The sequence below is a fragment of the Pantoea sp. S-LA4 genome, from assembly GCF_054482835.1.
This window is the reverse complement of record NZ_JBTLRC010000002.1, coordinates 515,045-540,391: the sequence shown is the minus strand read 5'-3', so window position 1 is coordinate 540,391 and position 25,347 is coordinate 515,045. Positions and strand designations below refer to the sequence as shown.

At 56.7% G+C, this 25,347-nt stretch carries 22 protein-coding genes; 8 read left to right on the top strand and 14 right to left on the bottom strand.

Annotated elements, in window-relative coordinates:
- Window positions 1-2 precede the first annotated feature (2 nt).
- The 6 genes from ispU to rpsB form a co-directional block, all read right to left on the bottom strand.
- Window positions 3-755 (bottom strand): (2E,6E)-farnesyl-diphosphate-specific ditrans,polycis-undecaprenyl-diphosphate synthase, encoded by a 753-nt coding sequence (gene ispU / locus ACX3P5_RS03260; protein ID WP_233985244.1) that lies wholly within the window; start codon window positions 753-755, stop codon window positions 3-5.
- A gap of 177 nt (window positions 756-932) precedes the next feature.
- On the bottom strand, window positions 933-2,129 hold the full coding sequence (gene ispC, locus ACX3P5_RS03255) for a 1-deoxy-D-xylulose-5-phosphate reductoisomerase (RefSeq protein WP_233985245.1): 1,197 nt from the start codon (window positions 2,127-2,129) through the stop codon (window positions 933-935).
- Between the two features lie 115 nt (window positions 2,130-2,244).
- Window positions 2,245-2,802, bottom strand: a complete 558-nt coding sequence (gene frr / locus ACX3P5_RS03250) for a ribosome recycling factor (protein ID WP_031375279.1) — start codon at window positions 2,800-2,802, stop codon at window positions 2,245-2,247.
- Window positions 2,803-2,945: 143 nt separating this feature from the next.
- Window positions 2,946-3,671, bottom strand: a complete 726-nt coding sequence (gene pyrH, locus ACX3P5_RS03245; RefSeq protein ID WP_031375278.1) for a UMP kinase — start codon at window positions 3,669-3,671, stop codon at window positions 2,946-2,948.
- Window positions 3,672-3,828: 157 nt separating this feature from the next.
- Window positions 3,829-4,680, bottom strand: a complete 852-nt coding sequence (gene tsf / locus ACX3P5_RS03240; RefSeq protein WP_094120979.1) for a translation elongation factor Ts — start codon at window positions 4,678-4,680, stop codon at window positions 3,829-3,831.
- Window positions 4,681-4,861: 181 nt separating this feature from the next.
- Window positions 4,862-5,587: a 30S ribosomal protein S2 gene (gene rpsB / locus ACX3P5_RS03235; protein ID WP_233985246.1), complete on the bottom strand. Its 726-nt coding sequence runs from the start codon at window positions 5,585-5,587 to the stop codon at window positions 4,862-4,864.
- A 320-nt stretch (window positions 5,588-5,907) separates the two neighbouring features.
- Between rpsB and map the strand changes: the two genes are divergently transcribed.
- The 4 genes from map (at window position 5,908) to ACX3P5_RS03215 (ending at window position 10,950) form a co-directional block, all read left to right on the top strand.
- A complete protein-coding gene (map, locus tag ACX3P5_RS03230; protein ID WP_233985247.1) occupies window positions 5,908-6,702 on the top strand; it encodes a type I methionyl aminopeptidase in 795 nt (264 codons plus the stop codon).
- A gap of 67 nt (window positions 6,703-6,769) precedes the next feature.
- Window positions 6,770-9,424, top strand: coding sequence for a bifunctional uridylyltransferase/uridylyl-removing protein GlnD (gene glnD, locus ACX3P5_RS03225; RefSeq protein ID WP_233985248.1), 2,655 nt, complete (start codon window positions 6,770-6,772; stop codon window positions 9,422-9,424).
- 83 nt (window positions 9,425-9,507) lie between these two features.
- The gene (gene dapD, locus ACX3P5_RS03220; protein ID WP_458968285.1) at window positions 9,508-10,332 is read left to right on the top strand and encodes a 2,3,4,5-tetrahydropyridine-2,6-dicarboxylate N-succinyltransferase; all 825 of its coding nucleotides are present in this window, start codon (window positions 9,508-9,510) and stop codon (window positions 10,330-10,332) included.
- Window positions 10,333-10,557: 225 nt separating this feature from the next.
- Window positions 10,558-10,950 carry a DUF3461 family protein gene (locus ACX3P5_RS03215; protein WP_193585240.1) on the top strand — a complete coding sequence of 131 codons (393 nt, stop codon included), beginning with the start codon at window positions 10,558-10,560 and terminating at the stop codon, window positions 10,948-10,950.
- A gap of 70 nt (window positions 10,951-11,020) precedes the next feature.
- Here ACX3P5_RS03215 and ACX3P5_RS03210 read toward each other — a convergent pair whose 3' ends face one another.
- The 3 genes from ACX3P5_RS03210 to dgt all read right to left on the bottom strand — a co-directional run bounded on the left by ACX3P5_RS03210 (window position 11,021) and on the right by dgt (window position 15,428).
- Entirely contained in the window at window positions 11,021-12,178 is a 1,158-nt protein-coding gene (locus ACX3P5_RS03210) for a CdaR family transcriptional regulator (RefSeq protein WP_233985250.1), read from the bottom strand.
- Between the two features lie 185 nt (window positions 12,179-12,363).
- The gene (degP, locus tag ACX3P5_RS03205; RefSeq protein WP_233985251.1) at window positions 12,364-13,803 is read right to left on the bottom strand and encodes a serine endoprotease DegP; all 1,440 of its coding nucleotides are present in this window, start codon (window positions 13,801-13,803) and stop codon (window positions 12,364-12,366) included.
- A gap of 134 nt (window positions 13,804-13,937) precedes the next feature.
- The gene (dgt, locus tag ACX3P5_RS03200; protein ID WP_233985252.1) at window positions 13,938-15,428 is read right to left on the bottom strand and encodes a dGTPase; all 1,491 of its coding nucleotides are present in this window, start codon (window positions 15,426-15,428) and stop codon (window positions 13,938-13,940) included.
- Between the two features lie 92 nt (window positions 15,429-15,520).
- Here dgt and mtnN point away from each other — a divergent pair, with 92 nt between their 5' ends.
- The 3 genes from mtnN (at window position 15,521) to ACX3P5_RS03185 (ending at window position 17,381) form a co-directional block, all read left to right on the top strand.
- Window positions 15,521-16,219, top strand: coding sequence for a 5'-methylthioadenosine/S-adenosylhomocysteine nucleosidase (gene mtnN / locus ACX3P5_RS03195; RefSeq protein ID WP_233985253.1), 699 nt, complete (start codon window positions 15,521-15,523; stop codon window positions 16,217-16,219).
- Window positions 16,212-17,015 carry a vitamin B12 ABC transporter substrate-binding protein BtuF gene (btuF, locus tag ACX3P5_RS03190; protein WP_458968284.1) on the top strand — a complete coding sequence of 268 codons (804 nt, stop codon included), beginning with the start codon at window positions 16,212-16,214 and terminating at the stop codon, window positions 17,013-17,015. Before mtnN ends, btuF begins: the two co-directional genes overlap by 8 nt.
- A 114-nt stretch (window positions 17,016-17,129) precedes the next feature.
- Window positions 17,130-17,381: a hypothetical protein gene (locus ACX3P5_RS03185; protein WP_233985255.1), complete on the top strand. Its 252-nt coding sequence runs from the start codon at window positions 17,130-17,132 to the stop codon at window positions 17,379-17,381.
- Window positions 17,382-17,411: 30 nt separating this feature from the next.
- Here ACX3P5_RS03185 and erpA read toward each other — a convergent pair whose 3' ends face one another.
- Window positions 17,412-17,759: an iron-sulfur cluster insertion protein ErpA gene (gene erpA / locus ACX3P5_RS03180; protein WP_031375266.1), complete on the bottom strand. Its 348-nt coding sequence runs from the start codon at window positions 17,757-17,759 to the stop codon at window positions 17,412-17,414.
- Between the two features lie 204 nt (window positions 17,760-17,963).
- Between erpA and hemL the strand changes: the two genes are divergently transcribed.
- A complete protein-coding gene (gene hemL, locus ACX3P5_RS03175; protein ID WP_233985256.1) occupies window positions 17,964-19,244 on the top strand; it encodes a glutamate-1-semialdehyde 2,1-aminomutase in 1,281 nt (426 codons plus the stop codon).
- Between the two features lie 45 nt (window positions 19,245-19,289).
- Here the strand turns inward: hemL and fhuB are convergent, their stop codons facing one another.
- The 4 genes from fhuB to fhuA are packed head-to-tail and all read right to left on the bottom strand — an operon-like array spanning window position 19,290 to window position 25,211.
- Complete coding sequence (gene fhuB, locus ACX3P5_RS03170; RefSeq protein ID WP_458968283.1) at window positions 19,290-21,269, bottom strand: Fe(3+)-hydroxamate ABC transporter permease FhuB; 1,980 nt, start codon at window positions 21,267-21,269, stop codon at window positions 19,290-19,292.
- The gene (gene fhuD, locus ACX3P5_RS03165) at window positions 21,269-22,147 is read right to left on the bottom strand and encodes a Fe(3+)-hydroxamate ABC transporter substrate-binding protein FhuD (protein ID WP_458968282.1); all 879 of its coding nucleotides are present in this window, start codon (window positions 22,145-22,147) and stop codon (window positions 21,269-21,271) included. The genes fhuB and fhuD overlap by 1 nt, the downstream gene beginning before the upstream one ends.
- A 10-nt stretch (window positions 22,148-22,157) precedes the next feature.
- Window positions 22,158-22,952, bottom strand: coding sequence for a Fe3+-hydroxamate ABC transporter ATP-binding protein FhuC (gene fhuC, locus ACX3P5_RS03160; protein WP_233985259.1), 795 nt, complete (start codon window positions 22,950-22,952; stop codon window positions 22,158-22,160).
- Between the two features lie 39 nt (window positions 22,953-22,991).
- A complete protein-coding gene (gene fhuA / locus ACX3P5_RS03155; protein WP_458968281.1) occupies window positions 22,992-25,211 on the bottom strand; it encodes a ferrichrome porin FhuA in 2,220 nt (739 codons plus the stop codon).
- Window positions 25,212-25,347: the final 136 nt, after the last annotated feature.

Sequence of the window (25,347 nt, the reverse complement as noted above, 5' to 3'; positions counted from 1 at the left end):
GCTCAGGCGCCGCCTGGTGCAGCGCCGCCAAAACGACGCTCCCGCAGAGAGAATGCATTCAGTGCACCTTCAAAAACGTGTTCATCGAAATCCGGCCAGAGCACATCGGTAAAATAGAATTCAGCATAGGCAATTTGCCACAGCAGGAAGTTGCTAATCCGATGCTCTCCCCCGGTCCTTATCACTAAATCCACTGGCGCCAGCTCATGCATACAGAGCTGCGACGTCAGGCTCTCTTCGGTAATCTGGTCAGGACGCAGTAAACCTTCCTGTACCTGTTCTGCCAGTTTTTTCACGCCTTCGATAATATCCCAACGGCCGCCGTAGTTCGCAGCGATGTTGAGCGTCAGGCCATCATTATTTGCGGTCAGCGCCTCAGAACGACGAATCCGCTCCTGAATACGCGGGCTGAACCGGCTGGTATCGCCAATGATGCGTAAACGGACATTGTGCTTGTGCAGGCTCTTTACTTCACTGTCGAGCGCCCAGACAAACAGCTCCATTAATGCGGTGACTTCCTGCGCCGGACGACTCCAGTTTTCACTACTGAAAGCATAGAGCGTCAGCGCCTCAAGGTTATTACTCACGGCAAAACTGACCGCGCGGCGAACCGATTTCACGCCCGCTTTGTGGCCGGAAATACGCAATTTTCCCTGATTTTTGGCCCAGCGACCATTGCCATCCATGATGATAGCGACGTGGCGCGGACCGGTTTCCTGCTGGTCATCAGTGTTGTTGTGATTGTTAGACGACATAACGCGTACTCTATTCCTTTCATCAGAAATGCTGTGGTTTCTGAATACATTGCGCCCGATCTAAATCCTGACACCTTATGTCAGGCTACACCGAATCCGGTGACAGACCGTGAAACGCGAGCCAGCGACTATACCATTTTCACCTGAAGCGAACAAATGGCCTCATAACGATCGGCGTCACGACGTGAAGCGCGACAACATTTCTGTCGCCAGCGCGCGTGCGGTGCGATCGATTTCAAGGACAGCGTCCACCGAATCCGGTTCCGGACACGCCTGTGCCGCCAGCACAGCGCTGTTCAGCGCGGCGATGTCGGTAAAGCGAATCTGGTGATTCAGGAAAGCCGCAACGGCAACCTCGTTGGCAGCATTGAGCGTGGTGGTCGCCGCCTGCCCTGCTTCACAAGCGTCAATCGCCAGCTTCAGACAGGGGTAGCGACCAAAATCAGGTTCTGCAAACGTCAGCGCCGACATGCGGGTGAAATCCAGCGGCGTGACGCCAGCGTGAATACGCGCAGGCCAGGCCATGCTGTGGGCAATCGGCGTACGCATATCGGGAGAACCCAACTGAGCCAGCACGCTGCCATCGCAGTATCGCACCATGGAGTGAATCACCGATTGTGGGTGCAGTATCACTTCCATCTGCGCTGCGCTGGCATTAAACAGCCAACGGGCTTCAATGTATTCAAGACCTTTATTCATCATGGTGGCCGAATCAACGGAGATTTTTCGCCCCATTGACCAGTTCGGATGTGCACAGGCTTGATCCGGCGACATGGCGCTAAGATCCGCTAAATCTGTGTCACGAAAAGGACCACCTGATCCCGTAAGGATAATCGACTCAATGCCGTTATCCTGCAGGTCAGCGTAACCTAACTGATGCTGGATGGTAGCCGGTAAACTCTGAAAAATGGCGTTATGCTCGCTGTCGACCGGCAGTAATTGAGCATTATGATGGCGCACCGCCTCCATAAACAAACGGCCGCAGGTGACAAGCGATTCTTTATTCGCCAGCAGCACGGTTTTGCCGGCGCGGATCGCTGCCAGCGTCGGCAGCAGACCGGATGCGCCGACAATTGCCGCCATCACCTGATCGACCTCATCCAGCGCTGCCAGCTCACAGGCTGCCTGAACGCCGGAGAGCACTTCAGTGTTTACCTTGAGTGCTCTCAGTCGCTCACGCAACGCGGCCGCTGACGTTTCGTCGGCCATTGCGGCATAGCGCGGATGGAAAGTGGCACACTGTTCGGCCATCAGCGCTACGTTTTGGCCGGCAACCAGCGCCGTAATCTGGTAACGCTCCGGATTGGCGCGCACCACCGCCAGGGTACTGGTGCCGATCGACCCGGTTGAGCCCAGCAGAGTTAATCGCTTCATGATGCTATCCATGTGAAGTCAACAGACGTGCCCGCAGGCACAATGTAAAACGCCGCCAGATGTCGCATTCATACGAATACCTCTCTGTACGGCGTTTTGTCCGGCAGTGATGGGATTAGAAATCCATCAGCTCCGTCTCTTTTTCTGACAGTGCAGCATCAACTTTCTTGATGTGTGCATCGGTCATTTTCTGAATTTCATCCTGCGCACGACGCTCGTCGTCTTCGCTGATCTCTTTATCTTTCAGCAGCGCTTTGATTTTATCGTTGGCATCGCGACGGACGTTACGTACCGACACGCGGCCCTGCTCGGCTTCGCCGCGCACGATTTTGATCAGGTCTTTACGGCGCTCTTCCGTCAGTGCAGGCAGCGGAACACGAATATCCGTGCCGGCTGAACTTGGGTTCAGGCCCAGATCGGAGGTCATGATCGCCTTTTCGACTGCCGGACCGAGGGAGCGATCAAACACGTTGATTTTCAGCGTGCGTGAATCTTCCACGGTGACGGAGGCGAGCTGACGCAGCGGCGTTGGCGTACCGTAATATTCGACGACGATGCCGTCGAGCAGCGAAGGTGAAGCACGACCGGTGCGCACTTTGCTGATGGTGGTTTTGAATGCTTCGACGCATTTGTCCATGCGCGTATCAGCATCTTTTTTGATGTCGTTAATCACGTTGAAACCCTTGGATTCGGTTTGACCTGGCCAGTTCCGGCATAACCGGAAGCGGGATCGATAATCATCGATAATCCTGACTGGTGCGCGATGCGTTATCATCGCGCTGACAGAATATACCTTATTTTATCTCGCCTCGGGTATTAATGCGTAATCAGGGTGCCTTCTTTTTCACCCATCACTACGCGACGCAGTGCGCCAGGTTTATTCATGTTGAAGACGCGGATCGGCAATTTATGGTCACGCGCCAGAGTGAAGGCGGCAAGATCCATCACTTTCAGCTCCTGATCCAGCACTTCAGCGTAGGTGAGCTGTTCATACAGCGTCGCGTCCGGGGTTTTCACCGGGTCGGCAGAGTAAACGCCGTCAACCTTGGTTGCTTTCAGTACCACGTCGGCTTCAATCTCAATGCCGCGCAGGCAGGCAGCAGAGTCAGTGGTGAAGAACGGGTTACCGGTACCGGCAGAGAAAATCACCACGCGGTTGTTGCGCAGCAGGCTAATCGCTTCCGCCCAGCTGTAGTTGTCACAGACGCCGTTCAGTGGAATTGCCGACATCAGGCGTGCGTTCACATAGGCGCGGTGCAGTGCATCACGCATTGCCAGGCCGTTCATCACGGTCGCCAGCATTCCCATGTGGTCGCCCACGACGCGGTTCATGCCCGCCTGTGCCAGGCCTGCGCCACGGAACAGGTTACCCCCGCCAATCACAACGCCAACCTGGATGCCCAGTTCAACCAGTTCTTTTACCTCTTGTGCCATACGGTCAAGCACACTCGCGTCAATACCAAAACCTTCAGCGCCTTGCAGGGCTTCGCCGCTCAGTTTCAGCAGGATACGTTGATAAACAGGTTTTGCGTTGGTCGCCATGGTCAGTTCTTCCTGGAAGATAGGGTGATAAGGAGAAGTAAAATCTGATCGATCATCCGCTTACCGCAATCAAATTGCTATTGGGATGAAACTGAAAACGTGTCTGTTGCGGTTCACAGACAAAAAAGAACCGCCTTCTGGCGGTTCTTTCAGAGCATTAAGACTGTTTGGACATGGCTGCAACTTCTGCAGCGAAGTCAGACTCAACTTTCTCGATGCCTTCACCCACTTCGAAGCGGATGAAATTGATGACGTCAGCGCCCTGCTCTTTCAGCGCCTGGCCAACGGTTTTGCTTGGGTCGATAACGAAAGCCTGACCGGTCAGAGAAACTTCACCGGTGAATTTCTTCATACGGCCTTCAACCATCTTCTCTGCAATCTCTTTTGGCTTGCCAGACTGCATCGCGATGTCCAGCTGAACCTGGTACTCTTTCTCTACCACGTCGGCAGAAACGTCTTCTGGCTTAACAAACTCAGGCTTGCTCGCCGCAACGTGCATCGCGATCTGCTTGATCAGATCTTCGTTTGCGCCAGTGGTTGAAACCAGTACGCCGATACGTGCGCCGTGCAGGTAGCTGCCCAGCTCTGCGCCTTCCAGGATTGCCACACGGCGGATGTTGATGTTCTCACCGATTTTAGCAACCAGCGCAACGCGCTCTTCTTCGAACTGCGCTTTCAGGACTTCAACGTCGGTAACGCGATCCGCTGCAGCCGCATCCAGAACTTTGTCTGCGAATGCCTGGAAACCACCATCTTTCGCAACGAAGTCAGTCTGGCAGTTCACTTCCAGAATCACGCCGTAGTCACCAACGATTTTGGTTTTGATTACGCCATCAGCAGCAACGTTGCCTGCTTTTTTCGCTGCTTTGATTGCGCCAGACTTACGCATGTTCTCAATCGCCAGCTCAATGTCGCCGTTCGCTTCAGTCAGCGCTTTTTTGCAATCCATCATGCCCGCGCCAGTACGTTCGCGCAGTTCTTTTACCAATGCAGCGGTAATGTCAGCCATTCCAGAATCCTCGGTTCGTGCCCCGGTACGTTTGCACCCACAGACACTTATTTGCGGAAAATTTACTCTGTCCCGCTGTCCCGAAGGGAGCGTGACAGACTTAGATAAAATAAAGGGGCCAGCATTGGCCCCTTACAGATCACATCTGAATACTAAGGGCTCTTATGCAGAGCAAACCTTATTAAGCGTTTTCTAAAGACGCTTCTTCAGCTTGCTCAGCCAGGTCCTGAGAACGGCCTTCGCGCACGGTGGTCGCAACGGCAGTCAGGTACAGGTTTACAGCACGGATCGCATCGTCGTTACCTGGGATAACGAAATCAACGCCATCTGGATCTGAGTTGGTATCAACGATAGCAAATACCGGGATACCCAGGTTGTTTGCTTCTTTGATTGCGATGTGTTCGTGGTCGGCATCAACAACAAACAGCGCGTCTGGCAGACCGCCCATATCTTTGATACCGCCCAGGCTGTTTTCCAGCTTGGCCAGCTCACGCCCACGCATCAGCGCTTCTTTTTTGGTCAGTTTGTCGAAAGTACCATCCTGAGACTGAGTCTCAAGATCTTTCAGACGTTTGATTGACTGACGTACGGTTTTCCAGTTGGTCAGCATGCCACCTAACCAGCGGTGGTTTACGAAGAACTGGTCGCAGCTCAGTGCAGACTCTTTTACCGCTTCAGCAGCAGCGCGCTTAGTACCTACGATCAGGATCTTACCTTTACGGGAAGCGATCTTGTTCAGTTCAGCCAGAGCTTCGTTGAACATAGGGACAGTTTTTTCCAGGTTGATGATGTGAACCTTGTTACGAGCACCAAAGATGAATGGCTTCATTTTTGGGTTCCAGTAACGGGTCTGGTGACCGAAGTGAACACCAGCCTGGAGCATGTCGCGCATGGAAACAGTTGCCATGATAACCTCTAAAAGTTTGATTGGGGTTGGGCCTCCATGTATCCCATACGACCGACCTCTTTCAAGGCACCCCGGCGTATGTGTCGATACATGTGTGTTTTATTACACATAATGAGAGTTATGCGTTTCCTGCCGACCGATAGACCCAGCCTGCAGAGAATCGTCGGCGCGCTTTATACCATAACCGCGCCCTGGACGCCAATAAATGATCGCTGACGGAGGCCAGCGCGTTCTCTATTTGGCAGCCCATTTACTGGCTGCTAACATGACAGCACAGAACTTATTATTGTCGAAAATTTCGACAAATGCGGATTAATTTAATGGCAATTTCAATTAAAACCCCTGAAGAAATCGAAAAAATGCGCGTTGCGGGCCGTCTGGCTGCCGAGGTGCTGGAGATGATCGAGCCACACGTTCAACCGGGTGTCACCACCGGTGAGCTGGACCGCATCTGCCACGACTACATCACGCAGCATCAGCAGGCAGTTTCTGCCTGCCTCGGCTACCACGGCTTTCCGAAGTCGGTCTGCATTTCGGTCAATGAGGTGGTCTGTCACGGTATACCCAGCGATGACCGCCAGTTAAAAGATGGCGACATCATCAATATCGATGTCACCGTGATTAAAGATGAATACCACGGTGATACCTCGAAGATGTTTATCGTGGGTAAGCCGACCATTCAGGGCGAGCGTCTGTGCCGCGTCACGCAGGAGAGCCTCTATCTTTCATTGCGCCTGATTAAGCCAGGCATCCGTCTGCGTGAGCTGGGCCGCGCGATTCAGAAATATGTGGAGGCGAATGACTTCTCGGTGGTGCGTGAGTATTGCGGTCACGGCATCGGCAAGGGCTTCCATGAAGAGCCACAGGTGCTGCATTACGATGCGGACGATGGCGGCGTGGTGCTGCAGGCGGGCATGACCTTTACCGTAGAACCGATGGTCAATGCGGGCGATTACCGCATCCGCACCATGAAAGATGGCTGGACGGTAAAAACCAAAGATCGCAGCTTGTCCGCGCAGTATGAGCATACTATTGTGGTGACGGAAAACGGCTGTGAGATCTTAACCCTGCGCAAAGATGACACCCTGCCTGCGGTGCTGGTTGCTGAAGGGTAATTCCCCCACTACAGAATCAAGCCGGCGCTATGCCGGCTTTTTTTTGGCTGAAGAAGAGAAGAGCTGCATGAGCGTGAGCCTGTCGGAAGAGGTACAAAACGGTCTGGTCGATTCCCCGGCCGAATGGGATGACGATCAGCTCACCCGCGACATCCTGAAACAGCGGCTGGAGCAGTTTCATCAGTACCTGTCCACCGCGTTCGACGCCGGTGAACCGGTCGAGCCGCTGATTGACGCCCGCACGCTGTTTATCGATCGCCTGCTGCGTCGCCTGTGGCGCTTCTTCGGCTTTGACCCGATGAGTGATATCGCCCTGGTGGCCGTCGGCGGTTATGGCCGTGCCGAACTGCATCCGCTGTCGGACATCGACGTGCTGATCCTCAGCCGTCAGCCGCTGGATGACCAGGCGGCACAGCGCACCAGCGCGCTGCTGACCCTGATGTGGGATCTGAAGCTGGAAGTCGGCCACAGCGTGCGCACTCTGGAAGAGTGTCTGCTGGAAGGCTTATCGGATCTGACCGTTGCGACCAACCTGATTGAGTCACGGATGCTGACCGGTGATGTGGCGCTGTTTCTTGAACTGCAGAAAAACGTCTTCAGCGACGGATTCTGGCCCTCGTCATCCTTTTTCGCCGCCAAAATCGAAGAGCAGCAGGAGCGCCATAAACGCTATCACGGCACCAGCTATAACCTTGAGCCAGACATCAAAAGCAGCCCTGGCGGTCTGCGCGATATCCACACTCTGCAATGGGTGGCGCGCCGCCATTTTGGAGCCACCACGCTGGATGAGATGGTCGGCTTCGGTTTCCTCACCGAAGTGGAGCGCAGCGAGCTGAACGAGTGCCAGGAGTTTCTCTGGCGCATCCGCTTCGCCCTGCACCTCTCCCTGCCCCGCTACGACAACCGCCTGCTGTTCGATCGTCAGCTCAGCGTGGCGCAACGCCTCAACTATCAGGGCGAAGGCAACGAGCCGGTCGAGCGGATGATGAAAGATTTTTACCGGGTCACGCGGCGGATCGGTGAACTGAATCAGATGCTGCTGCAGCTGTTTGATGAAGCCATTCTGGCGCTGCCGACCAGTGAAAAGCCCTGCCCGATCGACGATGACTTTCAGCTGCGCGGCGACCTGATTGACCTGCGCGATGCCACCCTGTTTGAGCGTGAGCCGCAGGCGATTCTGCGCATGTTCTACGTTATGGTGCGCAACGACGCCATTAAAGGCATCTACTCCACCACGCTGCGTCATCTGCGCCATGCGCGCCGCCATCTGAAACAGCCGCTGTGTCAGATCCCGGAAGCGCGTCGCACCTTTATGTCTATTCTGCGTCATCCTGGCGCCGTCAGCCGGGCGCTGGTGCCGATGCATCGTCACAGTGTGTTATGGGCTTACACGCCGCTGTGGGGTCATATTGTCGGCCAGATGCAATTCGATCTGTTCCACGCCTATACCGTTGATGAGCACACCATTCGCGTCCTGCAGAAGCTGGAGAGTTTCGCCAGCGAAACGACCCGATCGCAGCACCCGCTGTGCGTTGAGCTCTGGCCGCGCCTGCCGCAGCAGGAGCTGTTGCTGATGGCTGCGCTGCTACATGACATCGCCAAAGGGCGCGGCGGCGATCACTCGATTCTCGGCGCCCAGGATGCGCTCGACTTCGCTGAAATGCACGGCCTGAACTCGCGTGAAACCCAGCTGGTCGCCTGGCTGGTGCGCCATCATCTGCTGATGTCAGTCACCGCGCAGCGCCGCGACATTCAGGACCCGACGGTGATCCAGCAGTTCGCCGAGGTGATGCAGAATGAAAACCGGCTGCGCTATCTGGTCTGCCTGACCGTGGCGGATATCTGCGCCACCAACGAAAGCCTGTGGAACAGCTGGAAGCAGAGCCTGTTGCGCGAACTGTTTTTCGCCACCGAGAAACAGCTGCGGCGCGGTATGGAGAACAGCCCGGACCTGCGCGAACGGGTGCGCCACCATCGTCTGCAGGCGCTGGCGCTGCTGCGGATGGACAATATCGATGAAGAGCGGTTGCACCAAATCTGGAACCGCTGCCGCGCCGACTATTTCCTGCGGCATACGCCGAATCAGATCGCCTGGCACGCCCGGCATCTGATGGGCCACGATCTGACAAAACCGCTGGTGCTGGTCAGCCCGCAGGCGACGCGCGGCGGCACCGAGATTTTTATCTGGAGTCCGGATCGACCGCACCTGTTTGCTGCCGTGGCGGGCGAGCTGGATCGCCGCAACCTCAGCGTGCACGATGCGCAAATCTTTACCAGCCGCGACGGCATGGCGATGGATACCTTTATTGTGCTGGAGCCCGATGGCAGTCCGCTGTCACCCGACCGCCATCCGATGATTATTCAGGCGCTGGAACAGGCGATTACCCAGTCAGACTGGGTGCCGCCGCGAACCCGTCGTCCGTCGGCCAAACTGAAGCACTTCAGCGTGGATACCGAAGTCAATTTCCTGCCAACCCACACCGACCGCCGCAGCTACCTGGAACTGGTGGCGCTCGATCAGCCCGGCCTGCTGGCGCGGGTCGGTGAAGTGTTTGCCGATCTCGGCGTCTCGCTGCACGGCGCGCGCATCAGTACCATCGGCGAGCGGGTCGAGGATTTGTTTATTCTCGCCAACAGTGAGCGCCAGGCGCTGAGTGAAGAAATGCGTAAAGCGTTGCAACAACGGTTGACAGAAGCCCTTAATCCAAACGATAAAGTGTGACCAAAGTCGATTTGTGAATCTTAAACTTTTTACTGGTGTCGGGGGATTGCCCGGCACTGCACATGACAGATCAGGAAAAAAATATGCAACAGTTACAGAGCGTTATTGAATCCGCCTTCGAACGTCGTGCTGATATCACCCCAGCCAGCGTCGACAACGAAACCCGTGATGCCATCAACCAGGTGATCTCTCTGCTGGACAGCGGTGCACTGCGCGTTTCCGAAAAGATCGACGGCGAGTGGGTAACGCATCAGTGGCTGAAGAAAGCGGTCCTGCTCTCTTTCCGCATCAACGACAACCAGGTAATGGAAGGCGCGGAAACCCGTTTCTACGACAAAGTACCCATGAAATTTGCTGGCTGGGATGAGGCGCGTTTCAAAGAAGCGGGTTTCCGTGTCGTGCCACCTGCGGCGGTGCGTCAGGGTGCCTATATCGCCCGCAACACCGTGCTGATGCCTTCTTACGTCAACATTGGCGCCTTTGTGGATGAAGGCACCATGGTGGATACCTGGGCGACCGTAGGTTCCTGCGCGCAGATCGGTAAAAACGTTCATCTCTCTGGCGGCGTGGGTATCGGTGGCGTGCTGGAACCGCTGCAGGCAAACCCGACCATCATCGAAGATAACTGCTTCATTGGCGCGCGCTCTGAAATCGTTGAAGGCGTCATCGTTGAAGAAGGTTCGGTGATCTCGATGGGCGTTTACATCGGCCAGAGCACCAAAATTTATGACCGCGAAACCGGTGAAGTGCATTATGGCCGCGTGCCGGCGGGCTCGGTGGTGGTTTCCGGTAACCTGCCCTCTAAAGATGGCAGCTACAGCCTCTACTGTGCCGTTATCGTCAAGAAAGTAGATGCGAAAACGCTTGGCAAAACAGGTATCAACGAACTGCTGCGTACCATCGACTAATGTCACTGACGGGCTGGAAACCGGCCCGTCATCTTTTCTTTACAGCCATTCCCAAATAACATGCTTCGCGCCGCGAATTAACTGGTGCGTTTAGTTTTTATTCAGGTCATAATCCGCGCCAGTTAAATCCCGTCGCGCAATGTTCATCCAGCTTATTTATGTCTACAGTTGTTTAACGTCATGAACACGACTGCGCGCTTCTCACTTTTTGATGGAAACAACGCTATGTATGACAATCTGAAAAGCTTAGGTATCAGTAATCCGGACGATATTGATCGCTACAGCCTGCGTCAGGAAGCCAATAACGATATTCTCAAGATCTACTTCCGCAAAGACAAAGGGGAGTTTTTCGCCAAAAGCGTAAAATTCAAATATCCGCGTCAGCGCAAAACCGTAGTAGCCGATCACGCCACGCAGGGCTACAAAGAAGTGCAGGAAATCAGTCCGAATCTGCGCTATGTGATCGACGAGCTGGACCAGATTTGCCAGCGCGACCAGGTTGAAGTGGACCTGAAACGCAAAATCCTTGATGACCTGCGTCATCTGGAAAGCGTGGTATCACACAAGATTACCGAAATTGAATCGGATCTGGAAAAGCTGACCCGCAGCGGTCGTTAATTCCCTGCCAGACCAGCGATGAAAAAGGCCAGCAGTGCTGGCCTTTGCTTTTTCTGCCGCGCCGTTTCTCTCAGCCCTGCTCATCCAGCTGCAGTGCCACGTAGAGCAGCAGCCGATCGTCAAAATGGCTGAGATTCAGCCCGGTTAACTCCGAAATCCGGTTCAGTCGATATTCCAGCGTATTGCGGTGGATAAACAGCGCACGCGCAGTCGCACTCGGCTGCACATTATGCGTAAACCACGCAATCAGCGTCCGTCGCAGCAAGCCGTTGTTATCCATGCTCTTGAGCTTCGCCAGCGGCCGCGCCAGTTCATTGGCCTGCCAGCCGCCGCGCAGGCTGTCGAGCAGCACCGGCAGCACCAGATCCTGATAAAAATAGCTGCGCACGTCCGGCATCCGCTGTTTACCGACCATCATGGTGGTGCGGGCAGTTCGGTAAGAACGTGCAATGCTGCCAGGACCGGTGAAGAAGTTCCCCAGCGCAATCCGCATCCGCAGATGACCACTCTCTTTCATCCGCTGCAACAGCTGCTCTACCCGTCGGCGGTGATCCTCCTGATCGTAACGTCCATGCCCGTTCAGGGCCGGTTTCAGCACCACCATTTCGGTTAGCGAAACAATGGCGATCAGATTGTCACGCTCCGGCGTGGTCAGCAACGTTTGAAGCTGTTGCAGTTCTGACATGGCGCTATCCACACCGAGCTGGCCGCTATCGACCTCAACCACAGCGACCACCCGCGGCTGGTTAAGATCGATGCCGAGCCGCTGCGCCCATTCGGTCAGCTGGGGCGACAGGGTATCGCTGCGAATCAGGTTCAGCACCAGCTCTTCACGCAGGCGGCTGTCCTGCGCCAGCATATGCAGCAACCGCGCCTGCTCCAGCATCATCTCTGCCGTCATACAGACCAGTTCACCATAATGGCGCAGCGCCAGCGGCTCACCGGTCAGACCGATCACCCCGACAATATCGCCATCAATCCGCAACGGCAGGTTAATGCCCGGCCGTACCCCGTGCAGATGTTTCGCCACCGCTTCATCAATATCGACCACCCGTCCCTGAGAGAGCACCAGCAGCGCGCCTTCGTGCAATTCCCCAATCCGCTCGCGATCGCCGCTGCCGATAATCCGGCCACGCGCGTCCATCACGTTGACATTGCTGTCAATAATTTTCATGGTGCGCGCCACGATATCCTGCGCCAGCCGGGCATCAAGATGATAGGTAGCCATCCATTACTCCAGAAAAAGAGGGGGAGAGATAGAATACGCATGGATGGCGGCCAGAACATTGTGCAACTGCACAGAGCCAGCCGGGCATTTAGCGAATTTGCGGTCAGCATCACATTCTGCCCGGTGACGGACAGAGGAAATAAAAAAGGCGGACCGAAGTCCGCCTGATAGCCTTGCGTTATCGCTTACTGCATCAGCAGGTAGATGCTGCTGTCGCCGCGCTTGACGTTCAGCGCCAGTACCGACGGCTTAGAATCAAGGATCTTACGCAGTTCGCCCAGATTGGTCACCGGCTGCTGGTTCACGCCCTGAATCACATCGCCCTTTTTCAGGCCGATACGCGCAGCAGCGCTGCCCGCTTTGACGTTATCCACGCGAACCCCTTTATCGCCGACTTCGCTGTTGCTGAGGTCCGCGCCTTCAATACCGGTGTAGATGGTGGCGGATTGCACTTTCGCCTGGCTGCTCTGCTGCAACTGAACCGAAACATCCACTGGCTTACCGTCGCGCAGCAGGCCCAGCTTCAGGGTGGTGCCGATGGGCAGAGAACCCACTTCGGCACGCAGCGCCGCAAAGCTGGTCAGTGGTTTACCGTTCATTGACACCACCACATCGCCCGCTTTGATACCGGCTTTCGCCGCTGCCGAACCTGGCAGCACCTGACTGACAAAGGCACCGCGCTGCGCATCGACTTTCATCGCTTTCGCCAGCTCAGAGTTCAGCTCGGTACCCAGCACACCCAGCTCACCGCGCTTAACCTGACCAAACTCCACCATCTGCGCAGTCAGGTTTTTCACCATATTACTCGGGATGGCAAAGCCGATACCGATGTTGCCGCCATCCGGTGCCAGAATCGCCGTATTGATACCGATCAGTTCACCGTTAAGATTAACCAGCGCGCCGCCGGAGTTACCCCGGTTGATCGCCGCATCGGTCTGGATAAAGTTCTCGTAATTTTCCACGTTCAGGCCGCTGCGGCCCAGCGCGGAGACGATGCCCGAGGTCACGGTTTCACCCAGGCCATACGGGTTACCGATCGCCACGGTGTAGTCACCGACCCGCAGATTGTCAGAGTCGGCCATTTTCACTGCGGTGAGGTTTTTCGCATCCTGCAACTGAATCAGGGCAATGTCGGAGCTTGGATCTTTGCCGATCACTTTCGCGTCATAGCGACGGCCATCGCTCAGCTGAACCTGAATTTTGGTGGCGTTATTCACCACATGGTTGTTGGTGACCACATAGCCTTTTTCAGCGTTGATCACCACACCCGATCCCAGCGCACGGAATTTTTCCTGCTGCGTATTCGGGCCAGGCGCGCCGCCCTCAGCACCGCCGCCGCTCTGGCACATCGGTGAACTCTGGAACGGTGAGCCATCCTGGCAGAAAGGCGAATTATCGCCAAAGAACTGCTGGAACTGCTGCGGCATACGCGGCGTTTTTACCGTGGTGGTGCCTTCTACACTAATACTGACCACTGAAGGCATCACCTTCTCCAGCATCGGTGCCAGACTTGGCAGTTGCTGACTATCAGAAGAGGCGGTTTGCGCAGCGGAAACGGTCACGGGCGCCAGTGCCATACTCAGGCTCAGGGCCAGCGCACTTAACATTAAGCTCTTTTTTTTCATTTTTTGGTTTCTCTTGAGGATAACTGTCCAGACCATTGCTGTGGTCGATGAGTGAGATAATTGTTTTAGCGCGAAGTTCCTTTTAAAGTTTCAACCAAAGGTAAAAATTTATTCCCGACCTTTACAATTGACGATTATTCGACGGCCATTAAACGCCGGTACTCATCCCAGGCGTAGAGATCGGTCATCCCGCTAATATAATCCTGAATCAGGCGAAAACGATAATAACGTTCCCACAACAGCCGCTCATATTTATGCTCTACCACCAGCGTACGCATTTTATGCAGATAGGCTTTACGGTGTTTGCCGGAGAGTTTATGGAACAGCCGGGTCTCTATCGGGTGCTGCCGCAAAAAGTCCTCGTTTATCAGGGTAGTAAAGGCTTCGTAATTGAGACGCATCAGCGGTTGATAAATTTCCAGCAATCCCTTGATCACCCGATAGCCCTGTAATTCCAGCTGTTCTACTTCGGAATGATTAAATACCTGCTGGCGCGCTACCGTTTTGAATAACTGTAGCAGACGGCCCTCTTCGCCATCATCTTCCAGCAGCGCATGATTGAAGTGACCGTCGAATATCGCGGGCAGATTATCAACAAAACGCTTCACGGCATAGGTCACTAACACACTCTGAACATTTACGCGTAATGACATAAAAAATTGATCGCTGCGGCTGCGGCGTTTTTTACTGCAGGCTTCACGCCAGGCTTCGCCAATGGTGCGGCTGAATGCGTCATTATTTTTAACCGGACCCCAGGCTTTATTGAGAAATTCATACAAACTCTCAACATTAAATATATCTTTTTCTACAGCGTCGTCCAAATCGGCAATACAATAGGAGATGTCATCGGCCGCTTCCATTATATAGGTCAGCGGAAAACGGTGATGTTCGGCCATATTGGTCGCGGCGCGCAGGTCGCTAATATAGTCCTGCTCGGAAAGATAAAAGCCCGGCTTCTTCATTAATACGCTAAATTCAGCGGGCTTCTCGCCCTGCCACCAGGCTGGCGCGGTATATTTGAGAATGCAGGCCACCTGCGAATAGCTGAGGTTGAGTTGCAACAGGCTATGAACCATCCGTATCGCCTGTGCATTGCCTTCGAAATGACACAAGTCCTGACGGATCATCGCATTTAACTGGTCGAAGGCGCGGCGTTGCGTGTCGCCTTCCACGCCCGCCACCAGCGGATCGACCAGCTCAGCGGGAAGATTATCTTCAAACCAGTCGTTGATCGCCGCCTCGCCGAAATGACCAAACGGCGGATTACCCACGTCATGCAGCAGGCACGCCATCTCGATCAGGCTTTCAAATGCGCCTTCCAGCTCGTCCAGCCCATACTGCGCCAGCCCGCCCTGCATTTTCAGGGTCTGCAGGATCTCCTTGGTGATGTAGCGACCGGTCTGCTGCACTTCCAGCGAGTGGGTCAGCCGTGAGCGCACCGCGGCGTTACGCTCCAGCGGAAAGACCTGGGTTTTCTGCTGCAACCGGCGGATGGCCGCGGAATTAATGATCCGTCCGCGGTCGCTCTCAAAGTGGCGGGTAATGTAATATTCCCCCTCCGGATCTTTTCGACTGGTATAAGGGCGTGAGAAGCTGATCTTCTTCCTGAAATTGATCGCTGACATTGATTACCCCTTATTTTTTCGTGAATTAATCCCCTGTTAGCCATGCTAGACTATGCCCTAAATTTCGACCTTTTACATTAGCGGGACTCACTATGAAAGCAGGCATTATTGGTGCGATGGAGCAGGAAGTTACCCTGCTGCGCGACAAAATCGAAAACCGTCAAACTTTATCGCTGGCTGGCTGTGAAATTTATACCGGCATCCTGAACGGCGTTGAGGTTGCACTGCTGAAATCGGGCATTGGTAAAACCTCCGCCGCGCTGGGTACCACCCTGCTGCTGCAGCTGTGTAAGCCAGACGTGGTGATCAATACCGGTTCTGCCGGTGGCTTAGCCTCTTCGCTGAGCGTGGGCGATATCGTGGTATCGGAAGAAGTGCGTTATCACGATGCTGATGTCACCGCCTTTGGTTATGAGCCAGGCCAGATGGCCGGCTGCCCGGCAGCCTTTGTCGCCGACAGTGGTCTGATTGCCGCCGCCGAAGCCTGCATTCAGCAGCTCGATCTCAATGCGGTACGTGGCCTGGTGGTCAGCGGTGACGCCTTTATCAACGGTGCCGGGCCGCTGGAACGCATTCGTCAGCAGTTCCCGCAGGCGATCGCCGTAGAAATGGAAGCCGCGGCCATCGGCCATGTCTGTCACCAGTTCCAGGTGCCTTTTGTGGTGGTTCGCGCCATCTCTGACGTCGCTGACCAGGCTTCGCATCTGAGCTTTGATGAGTTCCTCAGCGTTGCGGCTAAGCAGTCGTCGCTGATGGTGGAGAACCTGCTGGCGCGCCTGGCGCGTGGCTAAATCGCTACTGCTCTGCTGGCTGCTGCTGATCAGCGGCAGCCTGCTGGCTTCCCCACCGCGTGTTATCACCCTCGCTCCCCACCTGACTGAACTCGCCTTTGCCGCCGGGATTACCCCGATTGCGGTCAGCGCCTGGTCTGACTATCCGCCGCAGGCGAAACCGATTGAGCAGGTTGCCAACTGGCAGGGAATTAACCTCGAACGTATTCTGCAACTGAAGCCGGATCTGATTTTAGCCTGGCGTGGCGGCAACCCGCAGCGGCAGATCGATCAGCTACAGCAGCTCGGAATGAAAATAGAATGGGTCGATCCGGTTACGCTGGATCAGATGATCGCCACGCTGGACAAGCTGGCGCAGTGGAGCCCGCATCCTGAACAGGCCGTGAAAGCCGCACAGCAATTGCGACAGCAGGAAGCCGGGCTGCGTCAGCGCTACGCTCACCTGCCGGTGGTGCCGCTGTTTTTACAGTTTGGTCAGCAGCCCCTGTTTACCGCCGCCAGATCGACCTTACAAAACGAGATCATTGAACTCTGCAGCGGTCGGAATATCTTTGCTGACAGCCGTGTCAGCTGGCCGCAGGTCAGCCGCGAACAGGTGCTGATGCGTCATCCGCAGGCGATTGTGATCGGCGGGACTGCCCGCCAGGCTGAGAACGTCCGGACATTCTGGCAGCCGCAGCTCAGCGTGCCGGTGATCGCGATTAATGATGACTGGCTCAGCCGTCCCGGCCCACGGCTGTTACTGGCGGCCGGACAGCTGTGTGCCGCCCTGCATCCCGCACAAAAATCCAACTAATCGGTTAAAGAAACAGCTTTTTTTGCCGTTAATCAAGATATGAGACGCGCGCGCCACGTATGCTCGCCGTCCTTTTAGCGCTTAGCGCTTTTTGAACAACACCAGGAACCTTACATGACCAGAGCACTGCTACTGGCGATGGGGCTGCTGATCCCGGCGTACACGCTGGCGGGATCGGTGAGCGGCTCTATTGGCGTCAGGCTTGTCATCTTTTCACGCTGTGAAATTCAGCGTCCTGAAGCGCGGTCTGTGCCGCAGATCGACTGCGGCGGACAGGCAAGTGCGCAACCGCGGGTGACGCGCAGCGTCATTCAGTCAGAGGGGAGTGAAAGAAAAAACCATCAGCTGGTAACGATAGAGTGGTAAGCGAGGCCGTCAGGAAGACGGCCTGCATCATCAGATACTGAACGAAGAACCACAGCCACAGGTGGTTTTGGCGTTCGGGTTAGTGACGATAAAACGTGAGCCTTCCAGCCCTTCGGTGTAATCCACCGAACCGCCCACCAGATACTGCAGGCTCATCGGATCGACCACCAGCGAAACGCCCTGTTTCTCGATAGTCATATCGCCGTCGTTCATCTGGTCATCAAAAGTAAAACCGTACTGGAAGCCGCTGCAACCTCCGCCGGTGATATAAACGCGTAATTTCAGCGCCGGGTTCTCTTCGTCGGCAATCAGGTTCTTCACCTTGGTGGCTGCTGCGTCGGTAAACTGCAACGGCAGTGCTGCTACATCATCACTCATGTTTTACTCCGCTAAACGTCCAGGTCAGAAAACGACCTTAATACCGCTATTATCTGCCAGCACCTCAGCGCAATCAAGCTCTGCCCTTCGCACTCTGTGCCGCTTTCACTAAGGTTAAGTATAGCGGCTGGTGAAACCGGCTTTCGTCTGCTGCGCCTCTTCCGTAGAATGGCGCGATATTTTTATGAACCGCTGGAGCCGAAAATGAGTAAGTCCGAACAACTGTTTGCCGAGGCACAACGCCTGATTCCGGGTGGCGTAAACTCGCCGGTACGCGCATTTACCGGTGTGGGCGGCGTTCCGCTGTTTATCGAACACGCCAATGGCGCCTACCTGTATGACGCCGATGGCAAAGCCTACATTGATTATGTCGGATCATGGGGTCCGATGGTGCTGGGTCACAATAATGCCGGGATTCGCAACGCAGTGATTGAAGCCGCTGAGCGCGGCCTGAGCTTTGGCGCGCCAACCGAAATGGAAGTCACCATGGCACAGCTGGTGTGCGAACTGGTGCCGAGCATGGAGATGGTGCGCATGGTTAACTCCGGCACCGAAGCCACCATGAGCGCCATTCGCCTGGCGCGAGGCTTTACCGGCCGCGATAAAATCATCAAGTTCGAAGGTTGCTATCACGGCCACGCCGATCATCTGCTGGTCAAAGCCGGCTCGGGCGCATTAACTCTCGGCCAGCCTAATTCACCTGGCGTGCCGGCCGATTTTGCGAAGCATACCCTGACCTGCACCTATAACGATCTCGATTCAGTCCGCACCGCCTTTGAACAGTATCCCGCAGCGATCGCGGCGATCATCGTCGAGCCGGTCGCCGGCAATATGAACTGCATTCCGCCGCAGCCAGACTTCCTGCCCGGCCTGCGGGCGTTGTGTGATGAGTTCGGCGCGTTGTTGATCATTGATGAAGTGATGACCGGTTTCCGCGTGGCGCTGGGCGGCGCGCAGGAGTATTACAACGTCCGTCCGGACCTGACCTGCCTTGGAAAGATTATCGGTGGCGGGATGCCGGTTGGCGCGTTTGGCGGCCGTCGTGAAGTGATGGCGGCGCTGGCCCCGACCGGTCCGGTCTATCAGGCGGGTACGCTGTCGGGCAACCCGATCGCGATGGCGGCCGGTTACGCCTGTCTGACTCAGATTGCGCAGCCTGGTACCCATCAGACGCTGGATGCCCTGACCCGCAAACTGGCGACCGGCCTGCGTGACGCGGCGCAGCAGCAAAACATTCCGCTGGTGGTTAACCACGTCGGCGGCATGTTTGGCCTTTTCTTCACCGATGCTGACAGCGTGACCTGTTACGCCGACGTCACCCGCTGCGATGTGGAGCGCTTTAAAACCTTCTTCCACCTGATGCTGGAAGAAGGTGTCTACTTTGCGCCGTCGGCCTTTGAAGCGGGCTTTATGTCGCTGGCCCATAGCGAAGAAGATATTCAGCGCACCATCGACGCCGCGCGTCGTTGTTTCGCGAAGCTGTAATCGCCAGTAATAGCAATCTCAGACCGGCAATCGCCGGTCTTTTTTTTAGCCTGAACGCCGCAGCAGCCAGATAAAGTAAGGTGCGCCTAAAAAGGTCGCCATCAGCCCGGCCGGGATTTGATCCGGAAACGCCAGCATCCGCCCGCACCAGTCCGCCAGCACCATCAATCCCGCCCCCAGCAAGCCTGACAGCAGCAACTGCGGTAAGGCCCGCCGGAAGCCCAGCATCCGGGCCATATGCGGTGCCATGAGTCCGACAAAGCTCAGCGGTCCGATAGTCAGCGTGGCGCTGGCAGTCAGCGCCGCAGCCAGCAGCAGCAGGCTGAGCCGGGCCGGGGTTAATGCCATGCCAGCCGAGCGTGCCGTTGCGCTACCGAGCGGCAGCAGCGTCAGCCAGCGGCTGGCCAGCGGGGCCAGCGCCACCAGCAGCAGCGCACAGATCGCGCTCTGTATCGCCTGACTGCCGCTGATGTTATAGGTGGAGCCGGAAATCCAGCTCAGCAGGCCGCCCATGCGCGGATCGCCACTGGCCAGCAGCAGCATCAGCAGCGTGACAAAGGCGCTGTTAAGCGCCATCCCCGCCAGCAGCATCCGCTCCGGCGAGAAGCCGCCGCGGCTGGCTACAGCCATGATCACCAGCAGGGTCAGCGCTGCGCCGATCGCGCCAGCGGGCAGCAGCCACATCAGCGCATCGCCCGGCACGAAGAACATCATCACCACCACACCACAGGCGGCACCGGAACTGATGCCGAGCACTTCCGGGCTGGCCATCGGATTACCGGTCAGACGCTGGATCAGACTGCCCGCCACGCCGAGCATCAGCCCGGTCACCAGCGCGGCCAGCACGCGCGGGGCGCGCCACGGCAGCAGCTGATGCAGCATCTCGCCCGCAGACCAGATCCAGCCCTGCGCATTGCGGCCAAACGCCAGGCCGCCCCACGCCAGCAGTGCCAGCACCAGCAGGCCAGCCAGCGCCCAGCGCAGCAGATGCTGTCGCTCAGCCGGAACCTTATCGCCCTGGTTCAGCGCCGGTGCCACCGAGCCGGTCCGCAGTCGTGGCAGCAGCCACAGCAGAATCGGCACGCCCAGCAGCGCGGTGGCGGTGCCGGTCGGGATATCGCGCCAGTGGACGCTCAACCACTGCACGCAGCCATCCGCCAGCCACAGCAGCAGCGCGCCGATCAGCGGTGCCAGCATCATCCGGCTGATTAACCGGCGTCCACCCAGCAACTTCGCCAGCAACGGCGCAAACAGCCCGATAAAACCGATAATCCCGGCGACATTGACCAGTTGCGCGCTGAGCAGGATCGCCAGCGCCAGCGCGCCGATACGCGCCAGCGACAGCGCCAGCCCCAGATTCTTCGCCACGCCATCATCCAGCCCCATTAGCGTCAGCGGACGCAGCAGCGCCAGCGCCAGCAGCAGTGCCAGCAGCAGACGCGGCCAGAGTTGCAGCACGTTTTCCCAGCTCATCTGATTCAGCGCGCCGGTGCTCCACAGGAACATGTTCTGCAACTGATCGTGATTGAAGATGGCAAAAATCTGGTTCACCGCGCCGCTGTAGAGACTCAGCACCAGGCCAGCCAGAATCAGTGTGACCGGTGACAGACGCTTGCGCCACGCCACGCCAAACACCAGCACGCCAACCCCGACGGCCCCGATCAGGGCAGCGAACTGCTGAGTGATCGCGCCGCCGGGCAACTGCCACAAGGTCGCCACGGTGATGCCGAGCTGTGCGCCAGAGGAGACACCCAGCGTGGTCGGTTCGGCCAGCGGATTACGCAGCACCTGTTGGAACAGCAAACCGGCTAAGCCCAGCCCGGCCCCAACCAGCAGCGCCAGCGCCAGACGCGGCAGCAGGCTGTAGTGAAACACCATCTGCGCCACGTTATCGGTGACAGGCGACCACAGCGCCTGCGACCACTGCGCCGGCGGTAACGCCTGATGCAGGTTAACCAGCGTCAGGCCCGCCGCCAGCAGAAACAGCAGGCTGAGCAGCGCCGTGGGAAACAGAGCATGGCGCATCAGTTCGTCTCCAGCGCGCGTTCCAGCACGCGCACAAAGTGCAGCGCCGACAGCGTCGCGCCGTAATACCAGACCGCTGGTACGCGCTGAAAGCGCCCGGCCCGTACAAACGGCATTGACTGCCACAGCGGGCTACGCATCAGTTGCTGCATATCCGCCTCGTTATCATGATCAAAGCAGATGACATCCACCTCGCCCAGCGAGGCCAGCTGTTCGATACCCACCACCGCGCTGCCCCAGAAGTTGGTTTCGCCCTGCCAGCCATTTTTCAGGCCCAGCAAGGTCATGACTTCAAGAAACAGGCTGTTTTTGCCGAAGGTAATGGCGTGGCGACTGTCGAGCAGCGACATCAGCAACAGCGTCCGTCCGGCATAAGGTGCCAGACGCTGGCGCGCCGCAGCCAGTTCATTGTCGACCTCGCGCAGATGCTGCCCGGCCACCGCGCTTAATCCAAGGCGTGATGCCAGCTGACGAAGCGAGGCGCGCGCGGTGCTAAAAGGTTTACCGTCACCGCTGTTCAGATCGAAACCCATAATGGGCGCAATACGCGTCAGCTTCTCTTTCGACGGACCGTAGCCGTTAGAACAGAGGATCAGCGACGGCTGCATCTGCGCCATCAGTTCCAGATTCGGTTCAGTGCGCAGGCCCACATCCACCACCGCGTCGGGCAGTGACGGCTCGCCGACCCAGATGTTGTAATTGTGCAGATCCGCTACCCCATAGGGCGTGACGCCAAGCGCCAGCAGCAGTTCGGTGGGTAGCCATTCCAGGGCAATAATGCGCGACAGATCTGGCGTGGCGGCGCCCAGCGGCAGGCTGCGGAGCAAGGGTGCAGCCGCCAGCGCCAGCATCAACCTGCGGCGTAACAGATCGGGCATGAGGCCATCCTTAGTAGACAAAACTGACCGGGGCGCCGCCCTGCGGATGCGGTAAAATGCCCATCGGTATGCCGTAAATCTCGCCGAGCACCTCAGCCTGCATGATCGTCTCCGGCCCGCCCTGGGCGATTAACGCACCCTGACGTAGCGCCACCAGATGATCACAGTAGCGTGCCGCCATATTGATATCGTGCAGCACCGCAATCACGGTCAGCCCGCGCTCACGGCTCAGGGTCTGAATCAGCGCCAGGACCTCGACCTGATGGGCGATATCCAGCGCCGAGGTCGGCTCATCCAGCAACAGACAGCGGCTGTTCTGCGCCACCATCATCGCCAGCCAGGCGCGCTGACGTTCACCGCCCGACAGGCTATCAACTAACCGTCCGGCGAAGGCGTTCAGCCCGACGCGCGCAATCGCATCCTCGACCCGGTCGCGATCGTCCTGACCAAAACGCCCCAGCGCACCGTGCCACGGATAGCGACCAATCGCCACCAGCTCGCGCACCGTCATGCCTTCCGCGGCCGGTAACTGCTGCGGCAGATAGGCCACCTCACGGGCAAAAGCCTTGCTGTTCCAGCGTTCAACCGGCTGCTGGTTGAGCAGCACCTGGCCGGTGCTGGCGCTCTGATGACGACCCAGCATTTTCAGCAGCGTCGATTTACCCGAGCCGTTGTGACCAATCAGCGCGGTGACTTTGCCAGGCGGAAAGGTCAGCGACAGCGGCTGAAGGAGAGTACGACCCGGTACCTGAAAACTGGCGTTATCCAGTGTAAAGGTCGCGTCTTCTGCGTGCGGATGCGGCATGGTTATCCCTGTGAACGGGCGCCGCAGCGCCCGGATAAATCAAAATCTGAAAGTGGCAGTACCCACAATCTGGCGTTCCGCGCCCCAGTAGCAGGCGTAGTCACGGTAGCAGCTGGCGACATATTCACGGTCAAACAGGTTGTTGACGTTGACGCCCACTGTCGAGCCCGGCAAACCGAAACGCGCGAGATCGTATTTCAGCGCGGCATCGACCGTGGTGTAACCGGCCACCTTAAAGTTCTGGTTCGAGAGTCCAGCAGCGCTATTATCTGTGGTTTCAGCATACAGCCCCTGACTTTCACCCACGTAGCGAACCCCAGCGCCGATCGTTACCCCTGACAAAGCGGTCTCGTGGAAGGTGTAATCACTCCACAAGGAGGCCATGTGCTTCGGCACCTGTACCGGCGTTTTGCCTTTCAGCAGCGTATCTTCGGTATATTCCGCATCGGTATAGGTATAGGACGCGGTCAGGTTGACGTTGGCATTGAGCGCCGCTTTGGCTTCCAGTTCCACACCGCGCGACCGGATTTCACCGCCCTGCACGCTGAAATTGAGATTACCGGGTTCAGCCGTCAGGTTTTTGGTTTTGGTCAGCTGGTAAACGGCGGCGGTAAGCACCACCGGACGATCTTTGGGAACATATTTCACGCCAGCTTCATATTGCTTTGCGCGTGAGGGATCAAAGGGTTGACCGCCGGACGTAGTGCCGGTGTTGGGAATGAATGATTCGCTGTAGCTAAAGTAGGGAGCCACACCATTATCAAACACATAGTTCAGACCACCGCGCCAGGTGAATGCCTGGTCGTGATTTTTCACTTCGGTACTGCTGCTGCGGTTAAGCGCAGAGGTCGTGGCGTAATCGTAACGGCTGCCTAACGTCAGTACCCAGCGATTCCACTCCATCTGATCCTGTGCATAAAGACCGGTTTGTTCTTGTTTATTGAGATAGTGATAAGGGTATGGCGTACCGATTGCAATGTCATTGCCATATTGGGGGTTGATCGCATTAAGTGGCGTAACAGTGCCGAAGGCAGCATCAATATCGTTACGGGTCCGTTGATAATCGACGCCCAGCAGCAGCGTGTGATCCAGCTGGCCGGTGGCAAATTTCGCCTGCGCCTGAGTATCGACCGCAAACTGATTGAGCTTCTCTTCAGAAATGGCGGAGCCGCGATTAATCTCCTGGGTTTGCGGATTAAAACCGCTGCCATAAATACTGCGGTAATCGGTGCGCAGGTCGGCATAACGCAGGTTCTGGCGCACCGTCCAGGTGTCATTAAAGCTGTGCTCGGCGTTATAACCGACCATTTTGGTGTTACGCGAAATCTTGTTGCTCTGCTCGCCTTCATCAAAATTGGTTGGCAGTTTGTACTCGCTGCCATCAGGACGGGTAATCGGCACCACTGTGCCCTGGCGCGGCAGCCAGCCGTAATAGCCGGTTTCCGGCTCGTTCTGGAAATAGGTCAGCAGATCAATACGGGTACGGTCATCCGGACGCCAGCTGAATGCCGGTGCGAGGGTGTAACGCTTCTCTTTGTTCATCGCCTGCTGCGCATCCTGACTGCGCGCCTGACCGGTCAGACGATAGCTGTAGACGCCATCATCATCCAGCGCGCCACCAAAGTCGAAGCCGGTTGAGAACAGGTTATCGTTGCCCATCTGGAACTGCACTTCACGCAGGGTTTCCTGAGTCGGACGCTTACTCACCAGCGAGACCACACCGCCGGGATTGCTCTTGCCGTACAGCACCGACACCGGACCACGCAGCAGTTCAGCGCGCTCCAGGAAGTAAGGATCGATGGCGAACTCAGAGTAGTTATCCCCCTGCAGTTTCAGGCCATCCAGGTACTGGTTGGTATTGGTTTCGCTGAAGCCGCGAATCGACAGGGCATCAATCACGTCTGAACTGCCGCGGTTGCCGGTCAGCACGCCAGGCGTGTAGTTAAACGCCCCTTTGACGCTGGTGACGTTACGCATTTCCATCTCTTCGCGTGTCACCACGGAAACAGACTGCGGATTTTTTTCGATCGGCGTATCGGTTTTGGTCCCGGTGGCGCTCTGTTTCGCCGCGATAGTCGCCGCTGGTCCCCACGCGCTTTCGGCTGGCGCGCTGGCACCGCCGTCTGCTGACACCACCAGGGTCTCCTCCGCCAGCAGGTTACTGCTCAGGCTGGTCAAAGCCAGCGCAATCATGATTCCCAAAGGCTGGCGGTAAAACTGTTTTTTTACAGAACAAGGAAAAGTCGTTCGCGCATTCATAAAGGTGTCTCTTAACTATGAGGGATCGGCAGGCGAATCGAAACGATAATGATTATTATAACGGTCGGATAATATGCGAAACGCCGCCGGGACTGCAAGGATAAATCCCAGGCGTGACGCCGTTTGTAGCGCGATT

Bases quoted from the DNA above. Each gene is read 5' to 3' on its own strand.
- fhuD (WP_458968282.1), bottom strand. From the start codon at position 22,147: ATGCCCGATCTGTTACGCCGCAGGTTGATGCTGGCGCTGGCGGCTGCA.
- ispC (WP_233985245.1), bottom strand. From the start codon at position 2,129: ATGAAGCGATTAACTCTGCTGGGCTCAACCGGGTCGATCGGCACCAGT.
- fhuA (WP_458968281.1), bottom strand. From the start codon at position 25,211: ATGAATGCGCGAACGACTTTTCCTTGTTCTGTAAAAAAACAGTTTTAC.
- degP (WP_233985251.1), bottom strand. From the start codon at position 13,803: ATGAAAAAAAAGAGCTTAATGTTAAGTGCGCTGGCCCTGAGCCTGAGT.
- ACX3P5_RS03215 (WP_193585240.1), top strand. From the start codon at position 10,558: ATGTATGACAATCTGAAAAGCTTAGGTATCAGTAATCCGGACGATATT.
- glnD (WP_233985248.1), top strand. From the start codon at position 6,770: ATGAGCGTGAGCCTGTCGGAAGAGGTACAAAACGGTCTGGTCGATTCC.
- pyrH (WP_031375278.1), bottom strand. From the start codon at position 3,671: ATGGCGACCAACGCAAAACCTGTTTATCAACGTATCCTGCTGAAACTG.
- ACX3P5_RS03185 (WP_233985255.1), top strand. From the start codon at position 17,130: ATGACCAGAGCACTGCTACTGGCGATGGGGCTGCTGATCCCGGCGTAC.
- fhuB (WP_458968283.1), bottom strand. From the start codon at position 21,269: ATGCGCCATGCTCTGTTTCCCACGGCGCTGCTCAGCCTGCTGTTTCTG.
- ispU (WP_233985244.1), bottom strand. From the start codon at position 755: ATGTCGTCTAACAATCACAACAACACTGATGACCAGCAGGAAACCGGT.
- map (WP_233985247.1), top strand. From the start codon at position 5,908: ATGGCAATTTCAATTAAAACCCCTGAAGAAATCGAAAAAATGCGCGTT.
- fhuC (WP_233985259.1), bottom strand. From the start codon at position 22,952: ATGCCGCATCCGCACGCAGAAGACGCGACCTTTACACTGGATAACGCC.
- erpA (WP_031375266.1), bottom strand. From the start codon at position 17,759: ATGAGTGATGATGTAGCAGCACTGCCGTTGCAGTTTACCGACGCAGCA.
- rpsB (WP_233985246.1), bottom strand. From the start codon at position 5,587: ATGGCAACTGTTTCCATGCGCGACATGCTCCAGGCTGGTGTTCACTTC.
- mtnN (WP_233985253.1), top strand. From the start codon at position 15,521: ATGAAAGCAGGCATTATTGGTGCGATGGAGCAGGAAGTTACCCTGCTG.
- dapD (WP_458968285.1), top strand. From the start codon at position 9,508: ATGCAACAGTTACAGAGCGTTATTGAATCCGCCTTCGAACGTCGTGCT.
- ACX3P5_RS03210 (WP_233985250.1), bottom strand. From the start codon at position 12,178: ATGGCTACCTATCATCTTGATGCCCGGCTGGCGCAGGATATCGTGGCG.
- tsf (WP_094120979.1), bottom strand. From the start codon at position 4,680: ATGGCTGACATTACCGCTGCATTGGTAAAAGAACTGCGCGAACGTACT.
- hemL (WP_233985256.1), top strand. From the start codon at position 17,964: ATGAGTAAGTCCGAACAACTGTTTGCCGAGGCACAACGCCTGATTCCG.
- dgt (WP_233985252.1), bottom strand. From the start codon at position 15,428: ATGTCAGCGATCAATTTCAGGAAGAAGATCAGCTTCTCACGCCCTTAT.